The 25,840-nt window shown below is 48.4% G+C and carries 25 protein-coding genes; all 25 read right to left on the reverse strand.

Features of this window, described 5'->3' with window-relative positions:
- Positions 1–57 precede the first annotated feature (57 nt).
- Positions 58–273, reverse strand: a complete 216-nt coding sequence (locus tag NSQ39_RS10540; protein WP_046132849.1) for a YlzJ-like family protein — start codon at positions 271–273, stop codon at positions 58–60.
- The gene (locus NSQ39_RS10545; protein WP_046132848.1) at positions 270–1,016 is read right to left on the reverse strand and encodes a ClpP family protease; all 747 of its coding nucleotides are present in this window, start codon (positions 1,014–1,016) and stop codon (positions 270–272) included. The genes NSQ39_RS10540 and NSQ39_RS10545 overlap by 4 nt, the downstream gene beginning before the upstream one ends.
- A 103-nt stretch (positions 1,017–1,119) precedes the next feature.
- Complete coding sequence (gene rnjB / locus NSQ39_RS10550; RefSeq protein WP_046132847.1) at positions 1,120–2,784, reverse strand: ribonuclease J2; 1,665 nt, start codon at positions 2,782–2,784, stop codon at positions 1,120–1,122.
- 146 nt (positions 2,785–2,930) lie between these two features.
- The gene (dapA, locus tag NSQ39_RS10555; protein ID WP_046132846.1) at positions 2,931–3,800 is read right to left on the reverse strand and encodes a 4-hydroxy-tetrahydrodipicolinate synthase; all 870 of its coding nucleotides are present in this window, start codon (positions 3,798–3,800) and stop codon (positions 2,931–2,933) included.
- A gap of 30 nt (positions 3,801–3,830) precedes the next feature.
- Complete coding sequence (gene dapG / locus NSQ39_RS10560) at positions 3,831–5,045, reverse strand: aspartate kinase (protein WP_046132845.1); 1,215 nt, start codon at positions 5,043–5,045, stop codon at positions 3,831–3,833.
- Between the two features lie 98 nt (positions 5,046–5,143).
- Positions 5,144–6,184 (reverse strand): aspartate-semialdehyde dehydrogenase, encoded by a 1,041-nt coding sequence (gene asd / locus NSQ39_RS10565; protein ID WP_335498334.1) that lies wholly within the window; start codon positions 6,182–6,184, stop codon positions 5,144–5,146.
- Between the two features lie 125 nt (positions 6,185–6,309).
- A complete protein-coding gene (gene dpaB, locus NSQ39_RS10570; protein ID WP_096892162.1) occupies positions 6,310–6,903 on the reverse strand; it encodes a dipicolinate synthase subunit B in 594 nt (197 codons plus the stop codon).
- Positions 6,904–6,914: 11 nt separating this feature from the next.
- Positions 6,915–7,799 carry a dipicolinic acid synthetase subunit A gene (gene dpaA / locus NSQ39_RS10575; protein WP_046132722.1) on the reverse strand — a complete coding sequence of 295 codons (885 nt, stop codon included), beginning with the start codon at positions 7,797–7,799 and terminating at the stop codon, positions 6,915–6,917.
- A 165-nt stretch (positions 7,800–7,964) separates the two neighbouring features.
- Entirely contained in the window at positions 7,965–8,222 is a 258-nt protein-coding gene (locus NSQ39_RS10580; RefSeq protein WP_046128913.1) for a YlmC/YmxH family sporulation protein, read from the reverse strand.
- 87 nt (positions 8,223–8,309) lie between these two features.
- Positions 8,310–9,539 carry a M16 family metallopeptidase gene (locus tag NSQ39_RS10585; RefSeq protein ID WP_046128914.1) on the reverse strand — a complete coding sequence of 410 codons (1,230 nt, stop codon included), beginning with the start codon at positions 9,537–9,539 and terminating at the stop codon, positions 8,310–8,312.
- 37 nt (positions 9,540–9,576) lie between these two features.
- Positions 9,577–10,476: a polysaccharide deacetylase family protein gene (locus NSQ39_RS10590; RefSeq protein ID WP_099047104.1), complete on the reverse strand. Its 900-nt coding sequence runs from the start codon at positions 10,474–10,476 to the stop codon at positions 9,577–9,579.
- A gap of 218 nt (positions 10,477–10,694) precedes the next feature.
- Positions 10,695–12,812 carry a polyribonucleotide nucleotidyltransferase gene (gene pnp, locus NSQ39_RS10595; RefSeq protein ID WP_046128916.1) on the reverse strand — a complete coding sequence of 706 codons (2,118 nt, stop codon included), beginning with the start codon at positions 12,810–12,812 and terminating at the stop codon, positions 10,695–10,697.
- A gap of 199 nt (positions 12,813–13,011) precedes the next feature.
- Positions 13,012–13,281: a 30S ribosomal protein S15 gene (gene rpsO / locus NSQ39_RS10600; RefSeq protein ID WP_006638123.1), complete on the reverse strand. Its 270-nt coding sequence runs from the start codon at positions 13,279–13,281 to the stop codon at positions 13,012–13,014.
- Between the two features lie 198 nt (positions 13,282–13,479).
- Positions 13,480–14,439: a bifunctional riboflavin kinase/FAD synthetase gene (ribF, locus tag NSQ39_RS10605; RefSeq protein ID WP_175076228.1), complete on the reverse strand. Its 960-nt coding sequence runs from the start codon at positions 14,437–14,439 to the stop codon at positions 13,480–13,482.
- A gap of 16 nt (positions 14,440–14,455) precedes the next feature.
- Positions 14,456–15,385, reverse strand: a complete 930-nt coding sequence (gene truB, locus NSQ39_RS10610; protein WP_046128918.1) for a tRNA pseudouridine(55) synthase TruB — start codon at positions 15,383–15,385, stop codon at positions 14,456–14,458.
- 77 nt (positions 15,386–15,462) lie between these two features.
- Positions 15,463–15,813, reverse strand: a complete 351-nt coding sequence (gene rbfA / locus NSQ39_RS10615; protein WP_046128919.1) for a 30S ribosome-binding factor RbfA — start codon at positions 15,811–15,813, stop codon at positions 15,463–15,465.
- A gap of 18 nt (positions 15,814–15,831) precedes the next feature.
- The gene (locus NSQ39_RS10620; protein WP_046128920.1) at positions 15,832–16,110 is read right to left on the reverse strand and encodes a DUF503 domain-containing protein; all 279 of its coding nucleotides are present in this window, start codon (positions 16,108–16,110) and stop codon (positions 15,832–15,834) included.
- Entirely contained in the window at positions 16,107–18,275 is a 2,169-nt protein-coding gene (gene infB, locus NSQ39_RS10625; RefSeq protein ID WP_046128921.1) for a translation initiation factor IF-2, read from the reverse strand. Before infB ends, NSQ39_RS10620 begins: the two co-directional genes overlap by 4 nt.
- Positions 18,276–18,294: 19 nt before the next feature.
- A complete protein-coding gene (locus NSQ39_RS10630; protein WP_046128922.1) occupies positions 18,295–18,597 on the reverse strand; it encodes a YlxQ family RNA-binding protein in 303 nt (100 codons plus the stop codon).
- Complete coding sequence (gene rnpM / locus NSQ39_RS10635) at positions 18,598–18,873, reverse strand: RNase P modulator RnpM (protein ID WP_082094016.1); 276 nt, start codon at positions 18,871–18,873, stop codon at positions 18,598–18,600. It lies immediately after the preceding gene.
- 13 nt (positions 18,874–18,886) lie between these two features.
- Positions 18,887–20,002, reverse strand: coding sequence for a transcription termination factor NusA (nusA, locus tag NSQ39_RS10640; RefSeq protein ID WP_046128923.1), 1,116 nt, complete (start codon positions 20,000–20,002; stop codon positions 18,887–18,889).
- A gap of 31 nt (positions 20,003–20,033) precedes the next feature.
- The gene (rimP, locus tag NSQ39_RS10645) at positions 20,034–20,507 is read right to left on the reverse strand and encodes a ribosome maturation factor RimP (protein WP_046128924.1); all 474 of its coding nucleotides are present in this window, start codon (positions 20,505–20,507) and stop codon (positions 20,034–20,036) included.
- A gap of 195 nt (positions 20,508–20,702) precedes the next feature.
- On the reverse strand, positions 20,703–21,878 hold the full coding sequence (locus NSQ39_RS10650) for a glycoside hydrolase 5 family protein (protein WP_046128925.1): 1,176 nt from the start codon (positions 21,876–21,878) through the stop codon (positions 20,703–20,705).
- Between the two features lie 79 nt (positions 21,879–21,957).
- Entirely contained in the window at positions 21,958–23,613 is a 1,656-nt protein-coding gene (locus NSQ39_RS10655) for a cellulase family glycosylhydrolase (protein WP_046128926.1), read from the reverse strand.
- 112 nt (positions 23,614–23,725) lie between these two features.
- The gene (locus NSQ39_RS10660; RefSeq protein WP_046128927.1) at positions 23,726–25,840 is read right to left on the reverse strand and encodes a glycoside hydrolase family 48 protein; all 2,115 of its coding nucleotides are present in this window, start codon (positions 25,838–25,840) and stop codon (positions 23,726–23,728) included.

Consider the following 25,840-nt stretch of genomic DNA (forward strand, 5'->3'; position numbering starts at 1 on the left):
TGCGATTTTTCCTCTGGATTCCCCTATTATAGCATATTTATCCTGACGACACTTCAGCTATTTATAAAATGTCAGTTTGAGCGTTTGGCCCGGAGCCGTCTCCTGCTTTAAAAAATCCATCGGATTTGTGCTTAAGACCTGAACCACTTTCGCTTCTTCCCCGTTCATTTCGACGAGGAGCGGCACGCCGTTGACGTCGATCTGCCTCAGGTTTGTCTGTTCCGCCTGGCCGGCGAACACGATTTCCTGCGGCATTGTTGTATAAAGAATCATTGAATCATCCTTTCCTTCCCGCCGCGTTCTTGTTCGATCAATTCATTGAGCTTTTGAATCGCCTGACCGACTCCGCCTGTTTCATCGATCAGCCCGTACTTGACCGCATCTTTCCCGACGACATTCGTTCCGATATCCCTTGTCAGGTTGCCTTTTGAAAACATCAGCTCTTTAAATTTCTCTTCCGAAATGTTTGAATGGCTGGTCACAAAGTTAATGACTCTCTCCTGCATTTTATCAAGGTATTCAAACGTTTGCGGTACACCGATCACAAGCCCCGTCAATCTGACCGGATGGATCGTCATCGTAGCCGTTTCGGCGATATAGCTGTGATCGCAGGAAACAGCGATCGGAACACCGATTGAATGCCCGCCTCCTAGCACGATCGATACGGTCGGTTTTGAAAGAGAAGCAAGCATCTCGGCAATCGCCAGACCTGCCTCCACGTCTCCGCCTACGGTATTTAAAATGATCAACAGCCCTTCGATTTTAGGATTTTGCTCGATAGCGACAATCTGTGGAATGACATGTTCATATTTTGTCGTTTTGTTTTGGGGCGGAAGCTGTACATGCCCTTCAATCTGTCCGATGATGGTCAGGCAGTGAATGTTTGAATCCTGTCCCATTTGAGGAAGCGTCGTTTCGCCAAGCTGCTGAATTTTGTTGACGAGATTGTCCTTAGCGTCCTGCTTTGCCGGCTGCTCCCCTTGTCCTTCCCCGTTTTGCATCCGGTTTGAGTCCATCTGGCCCACCTCTTTCTCGAGTTTCTTTTTGTATTATGGACAATGGCGGTTTTTTCATTCAGTGCAGACGGGACAAAAAAACCAAGAGGGAATCCTCTTGGTTTTATACTTCCATGATGATTGGGATGATCATTGGTTTTCGTTTTGTTTTTTCATATAAGAATTGATTTAATGCGTCACGCATGGTCTGTTTTAAAGCGGACCATTCGACGACGGCGTTTTCGGTGCTTTCTTTTACGATTTCTCTGACAAGCTCTGTCGCCTCTACGATCAGTTGTTCAGATTCCCTGACATAGACAAAACCTCTCGTGATAATTTCGGGTCCTGATACAAGATGTTTTTTCTTTTTATCGAGGGTGATGACAACGATTAAGATTCCATCCTGGGACAGAAGGCGACGGTCCCTGAGCACGATGTTGCCGATGTCTCCGACGCCGAGGCCGTCAATCAGAATATTTCCTGACTGGACTTTATCGCCGATTTTTACGTTTTGCCCGCGGAACTCAACGACGTCTCCTTTTTCAACCAAAAAGATGTCGCTTCGCTTCATCCCGATTTCTTCGGCAAGCTTTGAGTGCGCTTTTTGCATTCTGTATTCGCCGTTTACGGGAATTAAATACTTCGGCTTCAGCAGGTTCAGCATGAGCTTCAGCTCTTCCTGGCAGCCGTGTCCTGACACATGTACGCGCTTCTGTGCAAATACGACGTTGGCGCCCGCCCTTGTTAAAAGATCGACGGCTTTGGAATAAATCAGCTCCTGGCCGGGTATAGGAGAAGAAGCGATCAATACGGTATCACCTTCTTCAATGTCAAGCTGCTTATGACCCTGTTTTGCGATTCTTGTCAAGGCCGCCAGCGGTTCACCGTGATTGTCTCCCGTTAAAATGGCCACTTCCCTTTTCGGATACTTTTTGACGTCTTGGACAGGTATGAACATGTCCTCATCAGCGGTCACATAACCGAGCTTGATCGCCAGCTGCAGAATAGCGGAAATATTTTTCCCTGATACCGCCAGTTTTCTGCCGTTTTGCAGAGCAGCGTCAATCACCTGCTGAATCCGGTTGAAGTTTGAAGCGAACGCGGCCACGATCACACGGTTTTCGGCATTATACATCACATCAGAAATTTCGCCTCCGACGACTGCTTCAGAAGGAGTATAACCCGGTTTTTCGGCGTTGGCGCTGTCCGACAGCAGGCACAGCACGCCTGAATTGCCGATCTTGGCGATTTCGCCGATGTCGCTGGTCTGGTTTAAAACAGGCGTCTGGTCGAATTTAAAATCGCCCGTGCACACGATGGATCCGAGGGACGTTTTAAAGCTGATGCCTACCGAATCCGGAATGCTGTGGTTTGTCCTGAAAAAAGATACTTTCGTTGATTCAAATGTAATAACGGATTTGGAGTGGATTTCTCTTAAATCGGCTTTTTTATTTGAGCCGTATTGTTTTAGCGTTTCTTTTAAAAGGGCAAGTGTCAGTTTTGTTCCGTAAACAGGCACGGATAGCTTGTTCAGGCAGTAAAACACGCCTCCGATGTTTTCTTCGTGTCCGTGTGTGAGGAAAATCGCCTTTACTCTGTCAGATCGTTCAATTAAGTAGGAAATGTCCGGTATAACCACATCGATCCCGAGCATTTCATTTTCTGGATGCATGAGTCCGGCGTCAACCACGAATATGTCAGAGTCGATTTCAATGACATAAAGGTTTTTTCCGATCTCCCCGACGCCACCTAAGGCGATGATTCTAATATTTTCTGTATTTTTTTTCAAATTGTAATCCTCCTAATCTAAGTACCCGTCCATCATCACTTGTCCCTATTATACCTGAATCTAAATTTAGAAAACAAGAACCATTATGTATAGAACAAACGGCCAAACCCAAAAAAGAGAATGACCGTTTTCGTCCGTATATGTTGTTACAGGCTGTTCATCAGGCTGCTTAAACGGAGACGCTCATCTTCATTCAGCGGAACTAAAGGAAGCCGGACAGAGCCGACGTCAAGACCTTTCAGCTGAAGAGCGGTCTTTAAAGGCGACGGATTTGGAGCAGCGAAAAGCCCCTTCATCAGCGGCAGAAGCTTCTGATGGATCAAGGCCGCTTCTTTCGTCTCCCCATTGATGTAATGTTTGATCATCTGCTGCATTTCCGGTCCGATGATGTGTGAAGCAACGGAAACGATTCCCCTTCCTCCCACTGACAGAACCGGAAGCGTCAGGCTGTCATCACCTGAGTACACAGCAAAATCATCAGGCGTTTCAGCGATGATTTTTGTGATCGCCTCGAGATCACCGCTCGCTTCCTTGATCGCGACGATATTCGGAATTTCCGCCAGGCGGATCGCCGTTTCCGGAGCCAGCGATGCAACCGTGCGTCCCGGCACATTATACAGCATGACCGGCAGCGATGTTTCTTCGGCAACCGCTCTGAAATGGTGGTACATTCCTTCCTGGGAAGGTTTGTTGTAGTACGGCGTCACAAGCATGATCGCGTCTGCCCCTGCTTCTTCCGCTTTTTTCGTCAGCTTGATCGATGCCTTCGTATTGTTGCTGCCCGTACCCGCGATCACAGGCACGCGGCCTGCCGCTTCCTTGACGGTATATTGAATGAGTGCAACTTTTTCCTCTTCTGACAAGGTCGGCGATTCACCGGTAGTTCCGGCGACGACAAGTGAATCCGTTCCGTTTTTCAATAAATAATCGATCAGCTTTGACAATTTTTGAAAATCGACATTTTCGTTTTTGTCAAAGGGCGTAACCATTGCGGTTGCAATATTTCCGAAATTCATTTTTTTCACCTCATCATGATTCAATCACATTTATTTTGATAGTTCAAACACTTCGTGCAGAGCGTTCACGGCAGTCGCCATGTTTTTCTCGTGGACGAGCACCCAAATCGTCGTATGGCTGTCTGCCGACTGAAGGATTGGAATGCCCTTTTCCGATAAAGCGGTAACGATTTTTGAGGTGACGCCAGGCACGCCCATGATGCCTGCCCCTACGGCCGAAACCTTTGCACAATTTCTTGTAACGGCAGGCTCATAGCCTAATTCCTTCAGTATGCTTTCTGCCCGGTCTGTCATGTTTCCGGCGACCGTATATACAATTTCGCTCGGCGTAATATTAAAGAAATCCACGCTGATGTCTGCGTTCGCCATCGCTTTAAACACTTCTGTCTGCACGATGTATTGTCCCTCTTTTGCCGGGACTTTAAACTGCGTTACATCTTTGACATGGGCGATGCCTGTGATGAGCCGTTCAAATACGTCGCTTCCGGCCTTTGACGTATGGTGGCTTGTCACAAGCGTTCCTTTTTCTTTTGAATAGGTCGAGCGCACGCGAATCGGCACTTTCGCCTGCATCGCGATTTCCACAGCCCTCGGGTGGATAACCTTTGCACCCTGGTAAGCCAAATTGCAGATTTCCGTATAGGTAATCACAGGAAGCGGCTTTGCCTTTTCTACGATTCTCGGATCGGCGGTCATAACGCCTTCGACATCTGTGAAAATATCAATAAATTCGGCGTCCAGCGCCGCTCCGAGCGCCGCGGCCGATGTATCGCTGCCGCCGCGGCCGATCGTCGTGATATCACCTTTGGCAGTAGCTCCCTGAAAGCCTGCGACGACGACAGCGTCATGATCAGCCAGCATGCTGATAAGGCGTTCCGGCTTCATTTCGAGGATTCTCGCGTTCGTGTGCTGATTATCGGTTAAAAAACCGGCTTGAGCACCGGTCAATGCAGCGGCTTTAATGCCGTTTTCCAGCAGCATGCTTGTAAACACGACGGAAGAAATCGTTTCACCGCATGAGAGCAGTAAGTCCTGCTCCCGTTCCGTAATCGTTTCCTGTCCCCCGTAAAGGAGATCAAGGAGCGAATCGGTCGCATACGGATCGCCTTTACGGCCCATTGCCGATACGACAACAACAACCTTATATCCTTCATTGACCGCATCTTGTATATGGTGCAAGGCAAGCTTTCTGCCGCGGTCATCCCTAACAGAGGTTCCACCAAATTTTTGAACGATGATTTTCAATGTATTTCACTCCAAGTTTATTTCGGACGCAACAGAAGAGAGGGGCCGAATGGGCCTCACTCTCTTCTCGCATCTCCAGTAAGAAATCTTAGTATATTTTAAACTAAATCCAAAGCTTTTAGGCTTTCTGCGATTTGTACGGAGTTCCAGGCCGCACCTTTCAGCAGGTTGTCGGACACAATCCACAGGTGAAATCCGTTCGGACGGTCAAGGTCTTTGCGGACGCGTCCAACGAACACGTCTCTTTTCCCTACTGCATCAGCCGGCATCGGGTATACCTGATTTGCAGGATCGTCCTGAAGAATGACGCCCGGAGCTTCTTTTAACAGATTTTTGATATCCTCTGCTGTGACATCATCGCGGTCTGTCTCGATGTAGACGGACTCTGAATGCCCAGTTGCAATCGGCAGTCTGACGCAAGTGGCCGCAACTTCCAGATCAGGCATATGCATGATTTTTCTCGTTTCATTGATCATTTTCATTTCCTCAAACGTAAAGCCGTTTTCCTGGAACTTATCGATTTGAGGAATCGCGTTGAATGCGATTTGGTAGTGCTTTTCATCGCTTTTTACAGGCATGATCTGCGGTTCGTACGAATCGCCTTTTAAGATGGCTTCCGTTTGGCCGTACAGCTCTTTTACAGCTTCATTGCCGGCACCTGAAACAGCCTGGTAGGTTGACACGATGACTTTATTTAAACCGAAAGCCTTGCGGATAGGCTCAAGCGCTACAACCATTTGGATCGTTGAACAGTTCGGGTTTGCGATGATTCCGTTATGCTGATGCAAATCTTCTTCATTGACCTCGGGCACGACGAGAGGAGTGTTTTCATCCATCCGAAACGCACTCGTATTGTCAATGACGATCGCACCGCGTTTGACAGCCTCGTGAGCGAGCGCCCTTGAAACGCTTCCCCCTGCGCTGAACAATGCGATGTTTACCCCTTCAAAGCTTTCCGGAACCGCTTCCTGTACAGTGTGCTCTTCGCCTTTGAATGTAAGTTTCATACCTGCTGAACGTTTTGAGGATAATAAAGTCAGTTTATCCAGTTCAAAGTTTCTGTCTTCTAACGTTTTTAACATTTGCTGTCCTACAGCTCCTGTCGCACCAACTACTGCTACATGTAATCCTCTGCCCAATTGTAAAACTCCTTCCACCCTATCGTTAATGACGATTGGTTGACTATGCAATTTTACATTATATTTTAACATAGAAGTAAGCCTGATGATTGATATTTTTTGTTACATCTTCATTTTCTCAAAAATTATTGGTAATTGCTGATCAGAACCGGCTGCATCTGTTTGTATGCAAGCGCTTCTTCTATTGTCGGCAACAAAAGATCCATTTTTGCGACGAGCGAGTTCGGTTTTTTAAACGGATCATCCTGCCCGAACGGGATGAAGAAAATGTTTTTCGTCGTCATCAGCCTCATCAGATTCACTCCGTTTAAACCGAGCGCATCGTTCGTCGATATGCCGAGGACGACGGGGCGGGAATTGCGGACCGTCGCCTTGGCCGCCATTAATACCGGAGAGTCCGTCATCGCGTTTGCGAGCTTGCTCAGCGAATTTCCCGTCAGCGGCGCAATCACCATGCAGTCAAGCGGTGTTTTCGGTCCGAGGGGCTCCGCTTTCGGTATGGAATCGATAACTTCAAAACCCGTGAGCTCTTCGATTTTCCTAACCCATTCTTCCCCTTCTCCAAAGCGTGTGTCCGTCGATTTTACCGTTGTCGTCACGATCGGCCTGACCTCTGCTCCTTGATCGACGAGCTTTTCGATTTGCGGAAAAACGGCATCATACGTACAGTGAGAACCCGTAAGGCCAAATCCGATTCTTTTTCCCTTGATCGACATTATGACAGCCCCCTTCAATCGGTTGTTGATGGTGATAAAAGATTGCACAAAACGTTGGCGATGATCTGACCCGCCGTTTTAGGAGCGACAATACCCGGAAGACCCGGCGCAAGCAGCGCTTTGATGCCCTGTTTTTCGGCAAATTCGAAGTCGGTGCCCCCCGGGCGGGTCGCCAAATCGAGAATCAATGTTCTGGGTGTCATTCGGGATAGGACGGCGTGATCGAGAATGAGACTTGGAATGGTATTGATGCAAATATCGGTATCTTCGACGTGCTCCCCAAGTTCATGTATGTGAAAAGGAGTGAGGCCCATCTCCATGATTCTGGCAAGGTGTGCCGAGGCTCTCGCGCCGACTTTGACGCGGGCTCCGAGAGCGGAAAACGCCCGGCTGATGCTCATGCCGGTCCGTCCGAGTCCGAGAACCATGACGTTTGAGCCGTGAATCGTATAATCGGTGTGCTGGATAGCCATCATAATGGCCCCTTCAACTGTAGGTATCGAGTTGTAAATCGCGATATCGTCTCTTTCAAAAAGCTTGATGAGCCGGCGGTTTGATCCCTTGGCGATACCTTCTAAATAATCGTTTGATATACCTGAATAGATCGTGCAATGAGGCTTTGTTTTTTCCAAATGCTCCTGCATTAGCACAACTTCTTCATTCGAGAAAACGGTGGCAACCGCGCCGTCTGCCGATGTTCCTGATACAGGCAGAACGATGCTGTCTACCGCTCCGAAGTCGAGTTCGCCTAATTTTAATTTGGTGGCGCCCGTAAATCCGTGGTCAAGCTGGTCAAAACCGACCAGAAACACCTGTGCATCCTGTTCGGTCAGCTTGCGGATGATTTCAAGCTGCCTCGCATCACCGCCGATGATTGCAATCGTCAATCCGGTTAACATGGCTTTATATTCACCTTCTTTTTGACAAGGATCTAATTCATAAGCTAATGTCATCATATGAAAAAAAGGAAATGGCGGTGAATTGAAATATTCCGGGTGATCTCAAGGCAATAAAAAAACCCGGCTTGAGGAGCCGGGCCGGTTCTTGCATTATGAAAAAGAAGTTTATTCGTCGTGATTCCCGAGTTCTTCCGGAACGTCGAGAATGATCATGTCAGATCCGATCTTGCGGATCTGCTTCCAGGGCACTCTGATGTCATTCCCCTGTTTTCTAAAGCCGAACCATTTGACCGACGGGATGATAAGAGCGGTAATCTGTCCGTCCTGTTCATTGATTTCAAGGTCGGTCTGTCCTAAAATGCCGAGGCGCTCGGCCCGCTTGACATCCACGATTTCCTTTCCGGATAGTTCACTGAGCCTCATCGAAAAACCCCCCTTTTGTAATGATGTATGTTCTCCAAACAAAAAACATGCCTGCACTTTTAAACAGGCATGTTTTTCAGGCATATATTACTTCGGCAGCTCTCCGGTCGGGCTGATTAAGGCCGTTGAAAAATCATCGGTAAAAATGCGGTTCGCGAGGCTGTTAACCCGGTCCAGGTTAACGGCATTCAGCTTTTCGATGATTTCATCAAGCGTCCGGTGCCTTCCAAGTAACAGCTCGTTTTTGCCGTTGCGGCTCATTTTGCTGTTTGTGCTTTCAAGGCTCAGCATCAGGCTGCCTTTCATCTGCTCTTTGCTGTTTTCAAGTTCTTTCGGCGTGATGCCCTCTGTTTTTAAAACGCGAAGCGTTTCATGGATCGTATCCGAAAGAAGCTGAAGCTGACCCGCGCCTGTTCCGGCGTAAATGGTCATCATTCCGCTGTCTTCGTACGAGCTGTGGTAGCTGTATACGGAATAGGCGAGCCCTTTATCTTCGCGGACATCCTGAAAAAGGCGGCTGCTCATGCTTCCTCCGAGGATGTTGTTGAGCACGATCAAATCGTAAATCTCTGGATGGCCGGCTTCCAGGCCGTTGAAGCCGAGGCAGAGATGAGCCTGTTCGGTTTCTTTTTTCCGCGCCATTTTTTCATGCCGGAATTCCGGTTTACTCGTTCCCGTTCTTCTTCCTTTTGCCTCATATGAGCCAAAATGCTTTTCGGCTTCTTTAATAAAGCTGTCAGAAACATTCCCGGCAATCGAAATCACGACGCGGTCAGGCGTGTAATATTCGTCCATATACCCTCTCAAGGCATCCCCGTCAAACGTGGCAAGCGTTTCCTCTGTTCCGAGAATCGGATAGGCGAGGGAATGCCCTCCGTACGACGCTTTGCTGAGCAGATCGTGGACGATGTCGTCAGGCGTGTCTTCATACATTTTAATTTCTTCGTAAACGACGTTTTTTTCTTTTTTTAATTCTTCTTCGTCAAAAGCTGAATGAAAGAACATGTCTGAGAGCACTTCCAATGCATAGCTCGCATGCTCATCAAGAACTTTGGCATAATAGCACGTATACTCCTTTGAGGTAAACGCATTGACCTGTCCCCCGATTCTGTCAAACGACTCGGCGATGTCTCTGGCCGTACGCGTTTTTGTCCCTTTAAAAAACATGTGCTCCAAAAAATGCGAAATGCCGTTAATTTCCGGTGTTTCGTGTCTTGATCCGGTTCCGATCCAAACCCCGATCGCGACGGACCGGACAGTGGGATTGTTCTCGAGTACAATTCTTACCCCATTTTGACAAGTATACCGTTTTATCAAATCTGTTCCTCCTATTCAAAGAACGGGCCCTGAGCATCTATTTTACCGCAAGCCTTTTTTCGTTCAGCAGCTGTGAGACAGTTCCGATATGATAGCCTTTTTCTTTCAGCTTCTGAATCAAGATTCCGAGGCTTTTGGCGGTTGGATCTGTCGGATGCATTAAAATCATGGCGCCGTTATGTACTTTGCTTAATACCCGATGCTGCAAGACGGCCGGCTGCGGCTTCTGCCAATCGATCGTATCAACTGTCCACATCACCGTTCCCATTCCCATCTTGCGGGCCTGATCTACAACTTCTTTGCGAAAGCTTCCGCTCGGCGGAGCAAACCATTTCGGCTCAACGCCAATCGTTTCTTTGATTTGCCGGTTCGTCAGCCGCAGCTGTTCCGAAATGCGTTCACTCGTCAGTTTGCTCATATCGGGATGATTGTATGAATGGTTTCCGATTTCGTGCCCGTCTCTTACAATGGTTTTCGCCAGCTCAGGATGATTTTTCACCCATCTGCCCTCGAGAAAAAAAGTGGCTTTCACATCGTTCTCTTTCAAAACAGGAAGCATCTTTGTTAAGTGCTCATTTCCCCAGGCGACATTGATAAGGAACGAGACCATCGGTTTGTCGGGATGCCCGCGGTAGATCGGTTCAGGCTTCAAAGACTCAAGGCGGACCTCCGGTTTGACCTGGTCATAGACGAGAAGCTTTTCATCGAATGTGCCTGAACGCTTCATCTTTTTGTACGATTTTTCGATATTTACCTTTAACCCATTATAGCCGGGCATCGCTTTCCAAATTCTATCGATTTTTGCATTTTGGGCTTTCACTTCATATTCAGGAGCTTTTTGAAGCAGTTCCTGATACAGTTCGTCCTTTTGGGCGGCAACGGTAGCCGCGTCCTTTGTCATTGCATCTATGTAATCTAGTGAGTACGGATGATTCATGACCTGATATGATACAAGCAATAAAAAGAAAAAAACGGCAAACGGAACGAATTTTCTTTTCAATTGTATTTCCTCCCTTCCCCACAAAATATGTGGGAAAAGGACAAGATAGAACTGGAGCGGTTTTTGGAAACAATTTTGCTTAAAACAAAGAAGCCGGGTCCCCCAGGCTTCCTTTTTCGTTTTTTCAGCTTAACAGAAGCAAGACGGACACCGTTTTAAGACTTTTGTTCTTCCTTTTCCTTCTGTTCGCGGAGTACTGCTTTTCTTGATAAGTTGACACGTCCCTGCTTATCGATTTCTGTTACTTTGACAAGGATTTCGTCGCCTATTTTCACGACGTCTTCAACTTTTCCGACACGTTCAAGCGCAAGCTCTGAAATATGAACGAGACCGTCTTTTCCGCTGAAGAGCTCGACGAAAGCGCCGAATTTTTCAATCCGTTTGACTTTACCTAGGTAAAGCTGTCCGACTTCAACTTCTCTGACAAGGTCTTCAATGATTTTCTTCGCTTTTTGGTTCATGCTTTCATCTGTTGAAGAAATAAAGATCGTGCCATCTTGTTCGATATCGATTTTAACGCCTGTGTCTTCAATGATTTTATTGATTTGTTTTCCGCTTGGTCCGATAACATCGCGGATCTTATCCGGATTAATCGTCATCGTCAAGATTTTCGGTGCGTATGGAGACAGCTCTTTTCTCGATTCAGCCAATGTGTTCAGCATGCTATCAAGGATTTCCATTCTGCCTTTTTTCGCCTGCTGAAGCGCTTCATCCAAGATTTCTCTTGAGAGACCGGCAATTTTAATATCCATTTGCAGGGCTGTGACGCCTTTAGACGTTCCCGCAACCTTAAAGTCCATATCTCCGAGGTGATCTTCCATACCTTGAATATCGGTTAAGACCGTGTAGTTGTCGCCGGATTTGACAAGCCCCATGGCGATTCCGGCAACCGGCGCTTTGATCGGCACCCCTGCGTCCATCATCGCCAGCGTGCTTGCGCAAATGCTGGCCTGGGAAGTCGAACCGTTTGATTCAAGTACTTCAGAGACAAGGCGGATGGTGTACGGAAAGTCTTTTTCAGACGGAACAATCGGTTCAAGCGCCCGTTCTCCGAGGGCTCCGTGTCCGATTTCGCGGCGCCCCGGTCCGCGCATCGGTCCTGTTTCCCCGACGCTGAACTGCGGGAAGTTGTAGTGGTGCATGAAGCGTTTTGATTCTTCTACACCGAGACCGTCCAAAATTTGAACATCGCCGAGCGCACCCAGCGTACAGATGCTGAGCGCCTGCGTCTGTCCGCGCGTGAACAGGCCGGAACCGTGCGTTCTCGGAAGCAGTCCGACCTCTGAGGAAAGCGGGCGGATCTCATCGACGCCCCGGCCGTCCGGACGAACCTTTTCTTCCGTGATCAGGCGGCGCACTTCATTTTTCACAAGCTGTGACAAAATGTCGTTCACCTGTTTCAGCGTTTCTTCATCATGCTCTTCTTCTTCAAATTTTGCTGCAACTTCTTTTTTTACTTCGTTGATCGCGTCTTCGCGCGCGTGTTTTTCGTGAACCTGGATGGCTTTTAACAGATCGCTTTCAGCCATGGCTTTCACTTTTTCTTTCAGATCGGAATCGATCTCATACAGAGTGACTTCTGATTTTTCTTTTCCGACGACGGCGACGATTTCTTCCTGGAATGCGATTAAGCGTTTGATTTCCTCATGACCGAACATGATCGCTTCAAGCATGATCTCCTCGGGAACTTCGTCTGCTCCGGCTTCCACCATGTTGATGGCATCCTTCGTTCCGGCCACGACTAAATGAATGTCGCTTTTTTCAAGCTGCTCAAGCGTCGGATTGATAATGAATTCGTTGTCGACCCGGCCCACTGTAACACCGGCGATCGGTCCTTCAAACGGAATATCAGAAATCGACAGCGCAAGGGATGAACCGAACATTGCCGCCATTTCTGACGAACAGTCCTGATCAACGCTCATCACGATGCTGACGACTTGAACTTCGTTGCGGAAACCGTCGGCGAACAGCGGACGGATCGGACGGTCGATCAATCGGCTGGCCAGGATTGCTTTTTCGCTCGGTCTGCCCTCTCTTTTAATAAAACCGCCCGGAATTTTTCCGACAGCATAAAGCCTTTCTTCGTAATTCACGGTTAAAGGGAAGAAATCTACGGTTTTAGGCTCTTTTGAAGCCGTTGCTGTGCTTAGAACCGCAGTATCTCCATAACGGATCAGAACGGCTCCGTTTGCTTGTTTTGCAAGCTGGCCGGTTTCAACGGTCAGTTTTCGGCCGGCCCAATCTATGGAAAAGACGTGTTTCTCTTGTCCCATTCTTATATGAACTCCTCTCTTCGGATAGTTTTTACGTTACTCCTATTATGAACGAAATGAATTGAACATATCAATGGCAAAGTGCTATGTAGAGATCGAATCAGTTAATTAAGATCATATATATGAACCACGTGTTTTGGAGTTGCCGGATATTCGTTTTTATACGATAAAAAAGCGGGAATCCTCCCGCTTTTTACGATTATCGACGTAATCCTAGTTTGTTGATCAACTCACGGTAACGAGTTACGTCTTTGTTACGAAGATACGTAAGAAGATTACGACGTTTACCTACCATTTTAAGAAGACCGCGACGTGAGTGATGGTCTTTCTTATGAACGCGCAAATGCTCGTTCAGGTTGTTGATTTGATCAGTTAGGATAGCGATCTGAACCTCCGGTGATCCCGTGTCAGATTCGTGTGTTTTGAACTCATTGATGAGTTGGTTTTTACGTTCTTGAGTAATTGCCATCCTGTTTCACCTCCAAATGTTATTAGCCCCGGTTACCTAGCAAACGCCGGTGAATCGATTTGCCAAGTGATCGGTTTTAAAGCTACAGACAATATGATACTAGAAAGACCGGCCTGATGCAAGGCATTTATGAGAAACTTTGCCGTATGTTTCATTTTCATCATCATTGTTGACGGATGTCCGCTGTTTTTATACCTGTTAAATTTCGGTCAGCTTCGCTTCTTGAAAAAAGCGGATCGCTTCTTCCCTGTCTTTCGAAATTTGTGCGACCAGTTCGTCCACGCTGCCGAATTTTTTCTCGCTTCTCAAGCGTCTGTACCACTCGACTTTTATATCAGTTCCGTATATCTCCCGGTTAAAGTCAAATAAGTTCACTTCGATCGAAGGCTGGTCAGGGCGTTTTTCGTAAAACGTCGGCTTGTATCCGACATTGCAGACTCCGTTGTACGACGTCCCGCCGATTTCCGCTTTGACGGCATATACGCCTGTCGGCGGCACGATGTACGCGTCGGAAAGCCCGATATTGGCAGTCGGAAAACCGATCGTCCGGCCCCTTTTATCACCGTGAATCACGATGCCTTTGACATAGTACGGTCTTCCGAGCAATTCAGCGGCATACTCTACGTCGCCTGCCCCGATGACGGTGCGGATCCGTGTCGAACTCACCTTTTGATCCTGATTGGAATATTTGGCGACACAAGTACCTCTCACGCGGCCTTTGGCAAATTCCTGGAAGTTTCCCATCGTGCCTTTTCCAAATTTCCCGAAAGTAAAATCAAAGCCTGCCACGACATGACATACATTAAAACCGAGAATATATTGCTCGATAAATTCTTCAGGCGAAAGGGAAGCAAATTCGGGGCTGAATTCCACGATATATAAATAATCGGCCCCCAACCCTTCGATGATACTGATCTTTTCGCTTAAAGGCGTAATTAAGTCTTTAGGCTCTGAGCCTTTTTTCAACACGGCCGAAGGATGAGGGTGAAACGTCATCACGGACGTTTTCGCTCCTTCTCTCTTTGCGATTGTTTCAGCCGTCCGAATCACTTGCTGATGCCCCAGGTGAACACCGTCAAAATAACCTAGTGCCATAACTGATTTTGGAAAGTCCTCACGCTTCAGGTCGTGCGGATGAGAAATATGTATCGTCTTCAAGAACGGTCACCTTTTCTTATTGTTCGCTTTTTTGCACGAGTACTTTTGCAGGCTTTAACAGTCCCGGCTTTGCAGGATGAGGAAAATAAACGGCAATACAACGGCCGTCTTCCGTGAAAACCGCCAGGCGGTCTTCGCCGGTCAAGTGTGTTAAGCCCGCGGGTGTTTCAAGCACTGCGCCATTTTCCACTTTCTTAGCTAATGTATCACTAATTATCCATTTCGGCAAATGATCAAGCGCACGCTCGATCGGGACGAGCTGCCCGGACAATGTGCCGTTTGCGATGTGATCCTCAATCTCTTCAAACGTCAGGCACTCCTCAAGCGAAAAATTGCCTGAAGCCGTCCTGATCAGATGGGACATATGGGCCGGAAGCCCGAGCTTTTCGCCGATAGTGACCGCCAGAGTCCTGACATAAGTGCCTTTGGAACATGTCACAGTAAACCTGAACCGGGCCGTATCCTCTTCTCCCGCGACTCCAGAGGTCAGTTCGATATGATGAATGGTGACGGTGCGCTTCGGCCTTTCAACCTCGATCCCCGCTCTTGCATATTCATACAGTTTTTTGCCGCCTACTTTGACTGCCGAATACATCGGCGGCACTTGTTCGATTCTGCCTTCAAGGCTTTTAAGGACGCTCCTCACCGCTTCTTCATCAGGCGGAGTGCCGACCGGCTTTCTTTCGGTGATCTCCCCCGTCTGATCCTCTGTCGTCGTTGAAAAGCCAAGCGTAACCTCGGCATCGTACGTTTTTGATTTCTCCGTCAAGTATTCAACGATTTTGGTCGCCCTGCCGATACAGATTGGGAGAACGCCTGACACCTCGGGATCAAGCGTCCCTGTATGACCGACTTTTTTTGTTTTTAGCATTTTGCGGATCTTCATGACGCAGTCATGGGAGGTCATCCCGACCGGTTTATGTAAAAGCAGGACTCCGTTGTACATGCAAACATCCGCTCCTTTCTCATTTCAGCTAAAAAGGACAGGCGGTTAAAAAACCGCCTATCCTCTTTTTCAGCTGTTTATTCTTCTTTGTCTGAATGCAGTTCATGGATCAATGTTTCGATGCGGTTTCCGTAATCGATTGATTCATCGAATTCAAACTGGATTTCAGGTGTTTTGCGGAGCCTGATCCGATTCCCCAATTCGGACCGGATAAAGCCCTTCGCTTTTGCAAGGCCTTTTAGCGTCTCTTCTCTTTTCTTTTCATCGCCAAGAACGGAAATGTACACCTTGGCGATTTGCAAGTCGCCGGAGACGCTGACATCGGTAACCGTTAAGAACCCGATTCTCGGGTCTTTCAGCTTTCTTCCGATAATGTCGCCAAGTTCTTTTTTCATCTGTTCACCCACACGGGTAGCTCTCATACTCATGTCCATACCACCTCTACGTTAAAACCACTCTGTTCTCGTGATCGTCCGTTCGATTTCCGGAAAAGAGTCAATAAAGCTTAGAACCCGCTGAAGCTCTTTTTCCGTTTGAACGCGAGAGGAAGAAACGGCGGCGATTCCAATGCATGTGCGCTGCCACGAATCCTGGTAGGCAATCTCTGAGACAGACACGTTGAACCTGCCGCGGATCCTTGTGATGATCCGCTTCAGAACCGCCCGTTTTTCCTTGAGTGAGGATGCATCATAGATGATGCATTCGCATTCGGCGAAACCGATCACTTTCTTTCAATTTCTTGCATGACATACGCTTCGATCATATCGCCTTCGCGGATGTCATTGTAATTCTTAATGGTGATACCACATTCATATCCTTGTGAAACCTCTTTTACGTCATCTTTAAAGCGTTTGAGAACATCGACTTCGCCTTCGAAGATGACGACGCCGTCGCGAATTAAGCGGATTCCGCTGTCGCGCGTGATCGTACCTTCCGTCACATAGCCTCCGGCAATCGTGCCGATTTTGGAGACTTTGAATGTTTGACGGACTTCGACCATGCCGATCACTTTTTCTTCGTACTCCGGATCAAGCATGCCTTTCATCGCTGCTTCAATTTCGTCGATGACTTTATAGATGATGCGGTGAAGGCGGATATCCACATTTTCGGCTTCGGCGGTACTCTTAGCATTACCGTCAGGTCTTACATTAAACCCGATAACGATCGCATTTGACGCGGAAGCCAAAATGATATCTGATTCGGTAATCGCGCCGACGCCTGTATGAATGATTTTTACCCTGACGCCTTCCACTTCGATTTTTTGAAGAGCTGCCGCCAGCGCTTCAACAGAGCCTTGAACATCGGCTTTTACGACAAGATTGATATCTTTGACGTCTCCTTGTTTGATCTGTTCAAATAAGTCGTCAAGGCTGAGCTTCGCTTTATCGCTGCGCTGTTCTTCAAGCTGTTTGGAAGCGCGCGCTTCACCGACCGAGCGGGCCGTTTTTTCGTCTTTGAAGACAAGGAACTGATCCCCGGCGTTCGGAACTTCGTTAAGACCTGTGATTTCAACAGGAGTTGACGGGCCGGCCGCTTTGACGCGTCTGCCGACATCGTTGACCATCGCACGCACGCGGCCGAACGTGTTTCCGACAACGATCGGATCTCCGACGCGAAGCGTTCCGTTTTGGACGAGCAATGTTGCCACAGAGCCTTTTCCTTTATCAAGTTCGGCTTCGATGACCGTACCTTTCGCCCTGCGGTTTGGATTCGCTTTAAGCTCCTCTACTTCGCTGACAAGCAGAATCATTTCAATCAGCTCGTCGATTCCTTCGCCTGAAAGAGCGGAAAGCGGAACGAAAATCGTGTCTCCTCCCCATGCTTCCGGAACGAGGCCGTGCTCTGTCAGCTCTTGCATGACGCGGTCCGGGTTTGCCGTCGGTTTATCGATTTTATTAACGGCGACGATAATCGGCACCTCTGCGGCTTTTGCGTGGTTGATCGCTTCGACCGTCTGAGGCATAACCCCGTCATCAGCCGCGACGACGAGAATCGTAATATCGGTGACTTCCGCTCCGCGGGCGCGCATTGTCGTGAATGCGGCGTGTCCCGGCGTATCGAGGAACGTGATTTTTTTGCCGTTTTCTTCGATTTGATAAGCGCCGATATGCTGCGTGATACCCCCTGCTTCTCCTTCGACAACCTTCGTTTTGCGGATGCTGTCAAGAAGCGTCGTTTTTCCGTGGTCAACGTGACCCATGATCGTCACGACAGGCGGACGGATTTCAAGATCTTCTTCGCGATCAGGCTCCTCGTACTTTTCAAATTCGGTTTCTTCGTGGACGATCACTTCTTCGACTTCAACGCCGTATTCGGAAGCGATCAGTTCAACCGTATCTTTGTCGAGATCCTGGTTGATCGTCGCCATAGTTCCGAGCAGCATCAGTTTTTTAATGATTTCTGACGGCTCTTTGCCGAGTTCTTCGGCCAGCTGGCCGACCGTCATTGAATTTGTAAACGAGATTTTTTCAGGCAGTTCCTTTTTCGGTTTAACCTGCTTCTCCTGCGGAGAATGATGGTTTCTATTGCGCTTGTTTTTTTTGTTGTTGTTGTTTTTCTTCTTGTTTTTGTTGTTAAATTGAGTATTTTGCACGTTATTCTTCTTTCCGTCTCGATTTTTCTTTGGCTTAGTTCCGGCATTCTGTTTTGCGGCTTCTTGCTGAGGTTTTTGGCCGCTTCGATCGGCGCTTTTTTTGTTTTCGGCCTGCTTGTTTCCCGCAGGCTGTCCGGCGCCTTTTTTGAATTTTTTATCAAGCTGTTTGATTGCACTTTCTTCAATCATTGCCATATGGTTATTGACTTCGATATTCATATCTTTCAATGACGCGATGACATCCTTACTTGAAACATTTATGGCTTTTGCATATTCATAAACTCTCATTTTAGCCATTCGTTCACCCCCAAAAAAATTAATCGAGCTTTCGGAGCAACGTTTGCGCAAAGCCTTGATCAGTGACGGCCACTGCCACACGGGATTCTTTGCCGATTGCACGGCCGAGAATCGTACGGTCTCCGACTTTTTTACACGGCACGCCGTAGTACTTGCATTTGTCGGTTACCTTTTTCTCCGTGTTGGCTGATGCGTCTTCTGCAAGCAAAACAAGCTTTGCGCGCAAATGCCTGATTTCCTTCACAACCAGGTCTTCTCCGGACACGACCTTTCGAGCTCGATTCGCCAGGCCCAGCAAGGAAAACCACTCTGATTCCGACATCTATCTGGTCTCCTTTTCCGCCAGTTCCAGCAATTCATCAAAAATCTGATCATCAATTTGTGCCTGAAGCTGATTTGCTAAGCTGTTTTTCTTTTTTGCGGTTAAGATTACGTCTTTATCAAGCGTAAGGTAAGCTCCCCGGCCGTTCTTTTTGCCAGTCGGGTCTACTGAAACTTCCCCTTCTTTGGAGCGGACGACGCGGATGAGCTCCTTTTTAGGCTTCATTTCCCCTGTTACGACGCATTTTCGAAGCGGGATCTTCTTTCGGCTTTTCACCAAAGGTCACCTCTTATTCATCCGTTTCTGGAGTTTCGCTCTCTAAAAAGAGCTCTTCAGACTCTTCTTCAAGCTCCCTTGGATAAATCCCAAGTTCCCTTGCATCAGTTTCGCTTTTAATATCGATTTTCCAGCTTGTCAGCTTTGCGGCCAGCCGGGCGTTTTGGCCCCTTTTGCCGATGGCGAGCGAAAGCTGGTAATCAGGGACGATGACGGTTGTCGCCTTGTCTTCCTCATTGACGATGACATCAAGGACTTTGGAAGGGCTCAGCGCATTTGCGACAAATTCGACGGGATCGCTTGACCAGTGGACAATGTCGATTTTCTCGCCTTTCAGTTCATTGACGATCGCTTGCACGCGCTGTCCTTTAGGGCCGACGCAGGCGCCGACCGGATCGATGTCTGGATCGTCCGTCCGGACGGAGATTTTCGAGCGGTCTCCTGCTTCTCTCGCCACAGACTTAAGCTCGACGGTTCCATCGTAGATTTCAGGAACTTCGATTTCGAAGAGGCGCTTTAATAATCCGGGATGAGTTCTTGAAACATAAATCTGCGGACCCTTCGTCGTTTTCTCGACCTTTGTGATGTACACTTTGATCCGGTCGTGAGGCTTGTAGACCTCGTTCGGCATTTGTTCAGAGACGGGCAATAGCGCCTCGATTTTGCCCAGAGAAACGTAGATGAACTTATTGTCGATCCGCTGGACGATGCCTGTCATGATATCTTCTTCACGGTCGATAAATTCTGAATAGATGACGCCCCGCTCGGCTTCGCGGACGCGCTGGGTAACCACCTGCTTCGCCGTCTGGGCGGCGATGCGGCCGAAATCTTTCGGGGTAACTTCTATTTCCACGACGTCCCCGACAATATAGTTCGGGTTGATGTTTCTTGCGTTTTCAATCGAGATTTCAAGGCGCGGATCATAGACTTCGTCCACGACGTCCTTGCGTGCGAAAACGCGGATTGTGCCGGTGTCGCGGTTTAAATCGACCCTGACATTCTGCGCCTGGTTAAAGTTCCGCTTGTATGCGGAAATGAGCGCAGCCTCAATTGCATCAATAATAATTTCCTTACTGATTCCCTTTTCTTTCTCAAGAACAGTCAGGGCATCTAACAACTCACTACTCATGTTTATGGTTTCCCCCTTAAACAGTCAAAAATTAATTGAACGAAACAGCCAGCCTTGCTTTTGCTATTTTTTCGTACGGTATCTGGATTTTTTTCTGCCGTGTTTTGATCGTGACTGTAATTTCTACGGTTTCACCGTCAAATGCAGAAAGCTCGCCTTCGAATTCTTTATTGCCTTCAATAGGTTCGTACGTCTTAATGTATACGTTTTTTCCGAGCGCTTTCGTGAAATCGGCTTCTTTCTTTAAAGGCCGTTCCGCTCCGGGAGATGATACTTCAAGAAAGTAGTTCTGCTGAATCGGATCAGCCTCGTCAAGCTTTTCACTCAGCGCTTCGCTAACCTTTGCACATTCTTCGATGTCGACGCCGTCATCAGAATCAATAAACACGCGAAGGAACCAGTTTTGCCCTTCCTTGACAAATTCGATGTCAACGAGTTCAAGCTGAAGATTGTCTAATATGGGCTGAACCATTTCGCTTGCTGTTTCGACCACTTTGCTACTCATACTTTTCCTCCTTGTGCAGGCTCCCATTCATCAGCTCTCTCGTAAAAACCCCGCTTTTTAAGAAGCAGGGGCTAAAGAAAAGACGATGAACATGTCGAGACAAAATTGCCTGTTCAATACAAAAGAGCGGGTTTCCCCACTCTTCGCCTCGGCTATCGTTAGCATTTCCAATAAAACTATACCATAACCATATTTTTATTGCAAATCGGTTGCGGTTTTCTCCTTTATTTTGAACGACTTTTCGTTCATTCGCTCCGCATGTTCTGAAATGACGGAAGCAGACGTACTCGGATGAATAATCCGGAAGCCGTCATAATCCGGATAAAGGGTGCCGTCGTCCTGAATGCCGGTTAAAATCCAAAATTGGCTTCCGGCGCCGCCCTGTGACTCGATGATATCAAGCCAGGTGCTGTAGACGGCATCCCGCCTCGCTTTGTCCAGGTAGCCGTATTCCTCCAGAACGACGGGCTTGCCGATTTCGTTTCCGTCACGAATATGATCCAAAATCCACCGGTTTCCCCATTCCGCGGTTTTGCCCCAATGGTCGGGATACAGGTGGAAGGTTCCGTAATCAATGCCGGGCAAGGCGGTCAGCCGCTTCCAGTCAACGCCTTCTCCGCCTCCGTATGTCCAGTCCGGATGGCCTTCAATCCGATAAAACCCTTCATCTCCTGCCGCGACAAGATGGTTTTGATCGATTGATTTAATAAATGCGCTCATTTCATCAGCCCATTCAATGAGCGTGTCGCCGCTATTATCCGACTGAACCCTTGGCTCGTTTGCCAGTTCCCATGTCATAATGGCGGGATCGTCCTTATACTTTACGCCCGTATAAGTGTTTACCCGGTTCAGCATATAAGCGACATAATCTTTATAAGCCTGTTTAATGCCGGGATGGGTATAAAACGCATCATGTCCGGAAGCCTGAAACCATCTGACGTATTGATTCATCCCGCCGAAATCGTCCCAGTTGTTCACAAAGGGAATGACCAGTTTTATCCCGGTCTGGCCCGCTTTGTAAATGGCGTAATCAAGCTTTGAAAAGCCTGATTCATCGAATACCCCGGGCCTTGGCTGCATGACGGAGTTTTCTTGCGGCGTGCCGTCAAGAAAGCCCCAAATCCGGATCACTTTCAGATTCATCGCTTTCATATCTTCAAATACATCATCGACCATTTTTTTAGATTTGTAGTGAAAATAATAGTTATTGGTTCCTGCAAAATAAAAATCTTTTCCGTTCAATTTAAAAATTGTTCCCGATGTCTCCACAAAAGGAGATGCGGCAAATGCCCGGTTATCGCCGGGCAGCATGGCCGAACATGCCGCTAACAGCACCATCAGCAAGTGCAGCAACATTTTTCGCGCTTTCATGGTTCTCCCCGCTTTCACTGAGGTGACGGCGGCATCTGATTTTCGCCGCCGCTCCCTGTCTTTTTAATCGCCCGTTTCTTTAAGGCGTGACTTTCACTTTCACGGCTACTTCGACACCCTTCGGCCACATTTCAAATGTAAAGGTCGAATCGCTCTTCAAGAAGTGTAAAACGCGCTCTCTGAGATACAGCTTCCCGGCTTTTTCATAAAAATCTTCGTCATAGTTCAAGTATGGCGTCCATGACCATACGTCTTCAAGAACCGGCCTGCCGGTCGAGTCCACGACACCTTTAACGGTGGCGAGCTTCGTCCCGTTTAAAGAAGCGGGGATTTCCAAATCTCCCTTGATATTCGACCTGCTGATCGTAAACTCATCTTTCTCAAGCTTCGGCGCGCCATACAGAATCACGTCGGCCACCTGGCTCGCTCCTTTGTCAAACGCAAAGGTAAGCTCTGCCTTCGTTCCGAATGCCGGCGATCCGTCAATGAGCTTTGCCAAATATGATGCTTTGATCGTCACCGACTGTCCGGAGACCGTATAATCAGTTCCGTTTTGCAATTGTTCCGATCGGTGCCGGATTCCCGCAAACTTGTTTCCGCTCAGGCGGATTTCCATCGTCTGATCGGTGATGGACTGCCCTTTTCTGATATAAAGGTCTCCCGGATTGACGATGGCATTAGAGATGCCCCGCCCCGCTTGAATGACGATGTCTTTTACAACCGGATCGCGCCAGGTTCTTGTTGTCCGGTCGAACTGGTCATTCCCATTATCCCACCACATGGTGACCATTTGATATTTGTGAGCCAGTCCGACAAGCGCATCGTGGTAAAGACGCTTGGAATACTTCTCATTGGCGCCCAGCGTCCCGTACTCGCCGATAATGACCGGATAACCTTTCGCAACGAATGTTTCATAAACCGGTTTAATATCCCGCTCCATGTCTTCGATATCTTTGGACGTTCCCCAAGTCGTCCGGCCCCACCAGTTGGAGACATAGTCCCATGGGGAATAGTAGTGGAAGGTCAGCACGATTCTGTCATCATCAGGCGGTTCAAATGTATTGAGCAGCTCATCCTTGTTGTCTTCCAGCCCGCCGACGATAACGAGACGCTCGGCATTTTGCCCGCCTGTAGCGCGGATCATCCTCAACATCTCACGGTTGAGGAGATTCAATTGATAGGCGCTCATTCCCGTCGGTTCATTGACGATTTCAAAGAGCAGACGGTCGCTTTTGTTTTTGAAGCGGTCTGCGATCTGTGTCCATACTTTACCCAGTTTTTCCAGCGTTTCCTGCTGGCTGCTTCCCATGCGGTTGATCCACAGCCATGAATCGTGATGGACATTTAATACGACATAGAAGTCTCTTTTTAACGCCCAGTCTGTGACTTGTTCCACCCGATTCATCCACTCCGGGGCAATCTTGTAATCCGGAGCGCCGCCGATATGCGAATCCCAGGTCACGGGAATTCTGACGCTTTTAAACCCTGCCTCGCGAATATCGTCAAATGTGTGCTCCTGAACAGGCGGGTTGTTCCATGAGCCTTCGGTGGGGACGGCATCAAGCGTGTTGCCGAGATTCCAGCCGGGGCTCATCTTTTCCAAAAGGTCTAACGGTTTATTCTCAACTGTCGCTTTTGTTTCCCTTTCTGTTCCCGAGGCCGGAATCGCGCCAAGAGCAGCCGTTCCCATGAACAAAAATAAGACGATGATCGATTTTATGCACTTATCTCTCAATCTTTTATCCTCCTTATTTCGCATCTTTATTTGTAGAGTAAAGCGGCGGCGCCGTTCGCTTAAGGTCAGCACCGCCTCTATTTAAAGCGTTTTCAAAAATATGCTGAGTTCTCTACGCATCTCCGATTAAGCGGTCATACTCGGCATACGCTGTCGCGATGTCGACTTGGGACCAAAAACGGTGGTAAATGAATGTCGGCAGACCATTTTCCCATTTGCCGGTATCCGGGTTCCACGATGTTCGGTATTTGTTTTCCAAATAAGTCCATTTCGGATCGTTTTTGATCTTTGGACGGAGATCCGTATGGCTGATATAGACGCCGTTTCCTCCTTTAGCAGGGTCGGACGGCACGGTATTCGGTCCGGGGATGGTGTTTCCCTGGCCGTTCCTTCCGCTCCAGCCGTTCGGGAAGTAGATTTCCTCCGTAAAGTAGCGGACGTAATCGGCATGCTCTTCCTCTGCCGCAATACCGATCCCGTCATTTTTATTCCACGCCGAATCGAGCAGGCCTTTCGCGAGGTTTTTGGCGCGGTTTCCGAGAGCGGTGAAGCTTCCTGTTTCGGCTTTTGTTCCAGCCGCAAAGAAAACAAGCGTTTTAATATAGCTTCCGAGAACACCGACATCCTGTGACGGGCTCTTTGTCGTAACGTGCAGCCCCGGGTTGCCCGTAAAGGAAGCGAAACCTTTCCACGTGTCGGGCTGACCGCTCCATTCTAGATTGGACGGAATCCAAAATTCGCCCGGATCAGGCTCTGTGGCAACATTCGGGTTGTTGCCGCCGTAAATTCTTTCTCCCGCTTCATTCAAATAATAGCCCTCATCGTCTGACAGCGGACGTTCGTTAACAAAAACATAGTCCATCGAATAAGCGGTCCATTTTTCAATGACGGTCTTTGCCATTTTAAAATTCTCGGAAGATGTGTCGCCTTTTGCAGCCAAAATATAATACAGTTCAGCGACCCTTTCCATCGGCCAGGCTTGCATGCCGAACCAATTGTTTGAAGGCGGATCATGGTAAACCGGCGCTTCTGTGTACGCCATGCCATAAAACGTGCTGACATCCTCCGGATACCGGCTGTAGTTGCCGTTCCAGCTGTTTGTAGCGCCGCCGGCGATCGCACCTTCTGAAGAAAGCAGCCACGTATACAGTTCAAGCTGCCGTTTCAGCGCGGTTTCCCAGTCGGCGCGCGCCGAAGGCGAATTTGGAATCAGGCCACCTTCAGACGTAGACAGCGCATATGAGGCAACCGGATTTTGATAGCCTTGATGCACATGGCTTGCGCCGATCCGCCAAGCCCAGTTCGCATACTGTCCGAGCCCGCCTCCCCATGCGGTGTACCATGCCATTAAATAATGGCAGGCGTCTTTGCCCGATCCCCTTTGCGGCGATCCTCCAGAAGCGCTCCCAATCCTTTGGAAATATTTATCATACATGCCGTAGCGGAGAAAGTCCCCCATCTTTTTGGCTTTGTTCAAATACGTTGAATTGTTGTAGCCCCACTGCTTTGCCCAGTACATCGCCTGAATGGCGCGGGCATCGGCATCCGTCGCGTTCGTGTAGCGCCATTGCGGAGCAGGCGCCTGATTTTCTTTTGTGAACAGGCTCATAAACCCTTCATTTGCTTTTCCAAAGGTCTGATCATCCTGGGACGGATGCGGAATCGTTTCCCAGACTGATTCCTGTTCTCCGCGCTGATAAGTGTTGACGTAGGCAGCAGTATGGGAAGGGTTCAGAAGATTGCCGAATCCATACCAGTTGTCAACGTCCAGCAGCCAGTGCATCAAATACGTTTCATTGCTTCCGTATGTGGCTTTCAGCTCGGCGTCAAGCGGGTCGTTTCCTGCGGGATACTGTCCGGTAAGAGGCGACGGGTAGCGGTCAGGAAAGGGATGTTCAGCGGCGTATGTGGCAGGGCTTGAAGGGTTGTAGTAGCGCATCGTCGGCTGTTCTTCTTTTCCGTCTCCTTCATTGACGGGGATGATATATTTCTCCATGTTGTCCCAAGCGGCTTCAAGCTTAGCCCAGTCTTGCGTGTAACGCCCGTACATCGCTTCGAGCCACAGCCAATAGCTGTATGCTTCAGATGTCGTCATATGGCCGTAGTCCGGAGCTTCACAGATGAGTGTTTCAATGGAGTGGTACGGAATGCCCTCCGGGGAAAAATAACCGTTATTCGGATTTTTAATCTGCTCATACAATTGCATAAAACGGGTTTTGTTGTCCAT

The organism is Bacillus sp. FSL W8-0848 (assembly GCF_038007805.1).
Lineage (GTDB): Bacteria > Bacillota > Bacilli > Bacillales > Bacillaceae > Bacillus > Bacillus glycinifermentans.

What these genes read in the sequence shown, in the direction of transcription:
- NSQ39_RS10540 (WP_046132849.1), bottom strand. Translation starts at nt 273, where the DNA reads ATGATTCTTTATACAACAATGCCGCAGGAAATCGTGTTCGCCGGCCAG.
- NSQ39_RS10545 (WP_046132848.1), bottom strand. Translation starts at nt 1,016, where the DNA reads ATGGACTCAAACCGGATGCAAAACGGGGAAGGACAAGGGGAGCAGCCG.
- dapA (WP_046132846.1), bottom strand. Translation starts at nt 3,800, where the DNA reads ATGAATTTCGGAAATATTGCAACCGCAATGGTTACGCCCTTTGACAAA.
- dpaA (WP_046132722.1), bottom strand. Translation starts at nt 7,799, where the DNA reads ATGTTAACCGGATTGACGATTGCAATCATCGGCGGTGATGCGAGGCAG.
- NSQ39_RS10580 (WP_046128913.1), bottom strand. Translation starts at nt 8,222, where the DNA reads ATGAGGCTCAGTGAACTATCCGGAAAGGAAATCGTGGATGTCAAGCGG.
- NSQ39_RS10590 (WP_099047104.1), bottom strand. Translation starts at nt 10,476, where the DNA reads ATGAATCATCCGTACTCACTAGATTACATAGATGCAATGACAAAGGAC.
- pnp (WP_046128916.1), bottom strand. Translation starts at nt 12,812, where the DNA reads ATGGGACAAGAGAAACACGTCTTTTCCATAGATTGGGCCGGCCGAAAA.
- rpsO (WP_006638123.1), bottom strand. Translation starts at nt 13,281, where the DNA reads ATGGCAATTACTCAAGAACGTAAAAACCAACTCATCAATGAGTTCAAA.
- truB (WP_046128918.1), bottom strand. Translation starts at nt 15,385, where the DNA reads ATGTACAACGGAGTCCTGCTTTTACATAAACCGGTCGGGATGACCTCC.
- rbfA (WP_046128919.1), bottom strand. Translation starts at nt 15,813, where the DNA reads ATGAGTATGAGAGCTACCCGTGTGGGTGAACAGATGAAAAAAGAACTT.
- infB (WP_046128921.1), bottom strand. Translation starts at nt 18,275, where the DNA reads ATGGCTAAAATGAGAGTTTATGAATATGCAAAAGCCATAAATGTTTCA.
- NSQ39_RS10630 (WP_046128922.1), bottom strand. Translation starts at nt 18,597, where the DNA reads ATGTCGGAATCAGAGTGGTTTTCCTTGCTGGGCCTGGCGAATCGAGCT.
- nusA (WP_046128923.1), bottom strand. Translation starts at nt 20,002, where the DNA reads ATGAGTAGTGAGTTGTTAGATGCCCTGACTGTTCTTGAGAAAGAAAAG.
- rimP (WP_046128924.1), bottom strand. Translation starts at nt 20,507, where the DNA reads ATGAGTAGCAAAGTGGTCGAAACAGCAAGCGAAATGGTTCAGCCCATA.
- NSQ39_RS10650 (WP_046128925.1), bottom strand. Translation starts at nt 21,878, where the DNA reads ATGAAAGCGCGAAAAATGTTGCTGCACTTGCTGATGGTGCTGTTAGCG.
- NSQ39_RS10660 (WP_046128927.1), bottom strand. Translation starts at nt 25,840, where the DNA reads ATGGACAACAAAACCCGTTTTATGCAATTGTATGAGCAGATTAAAAAT.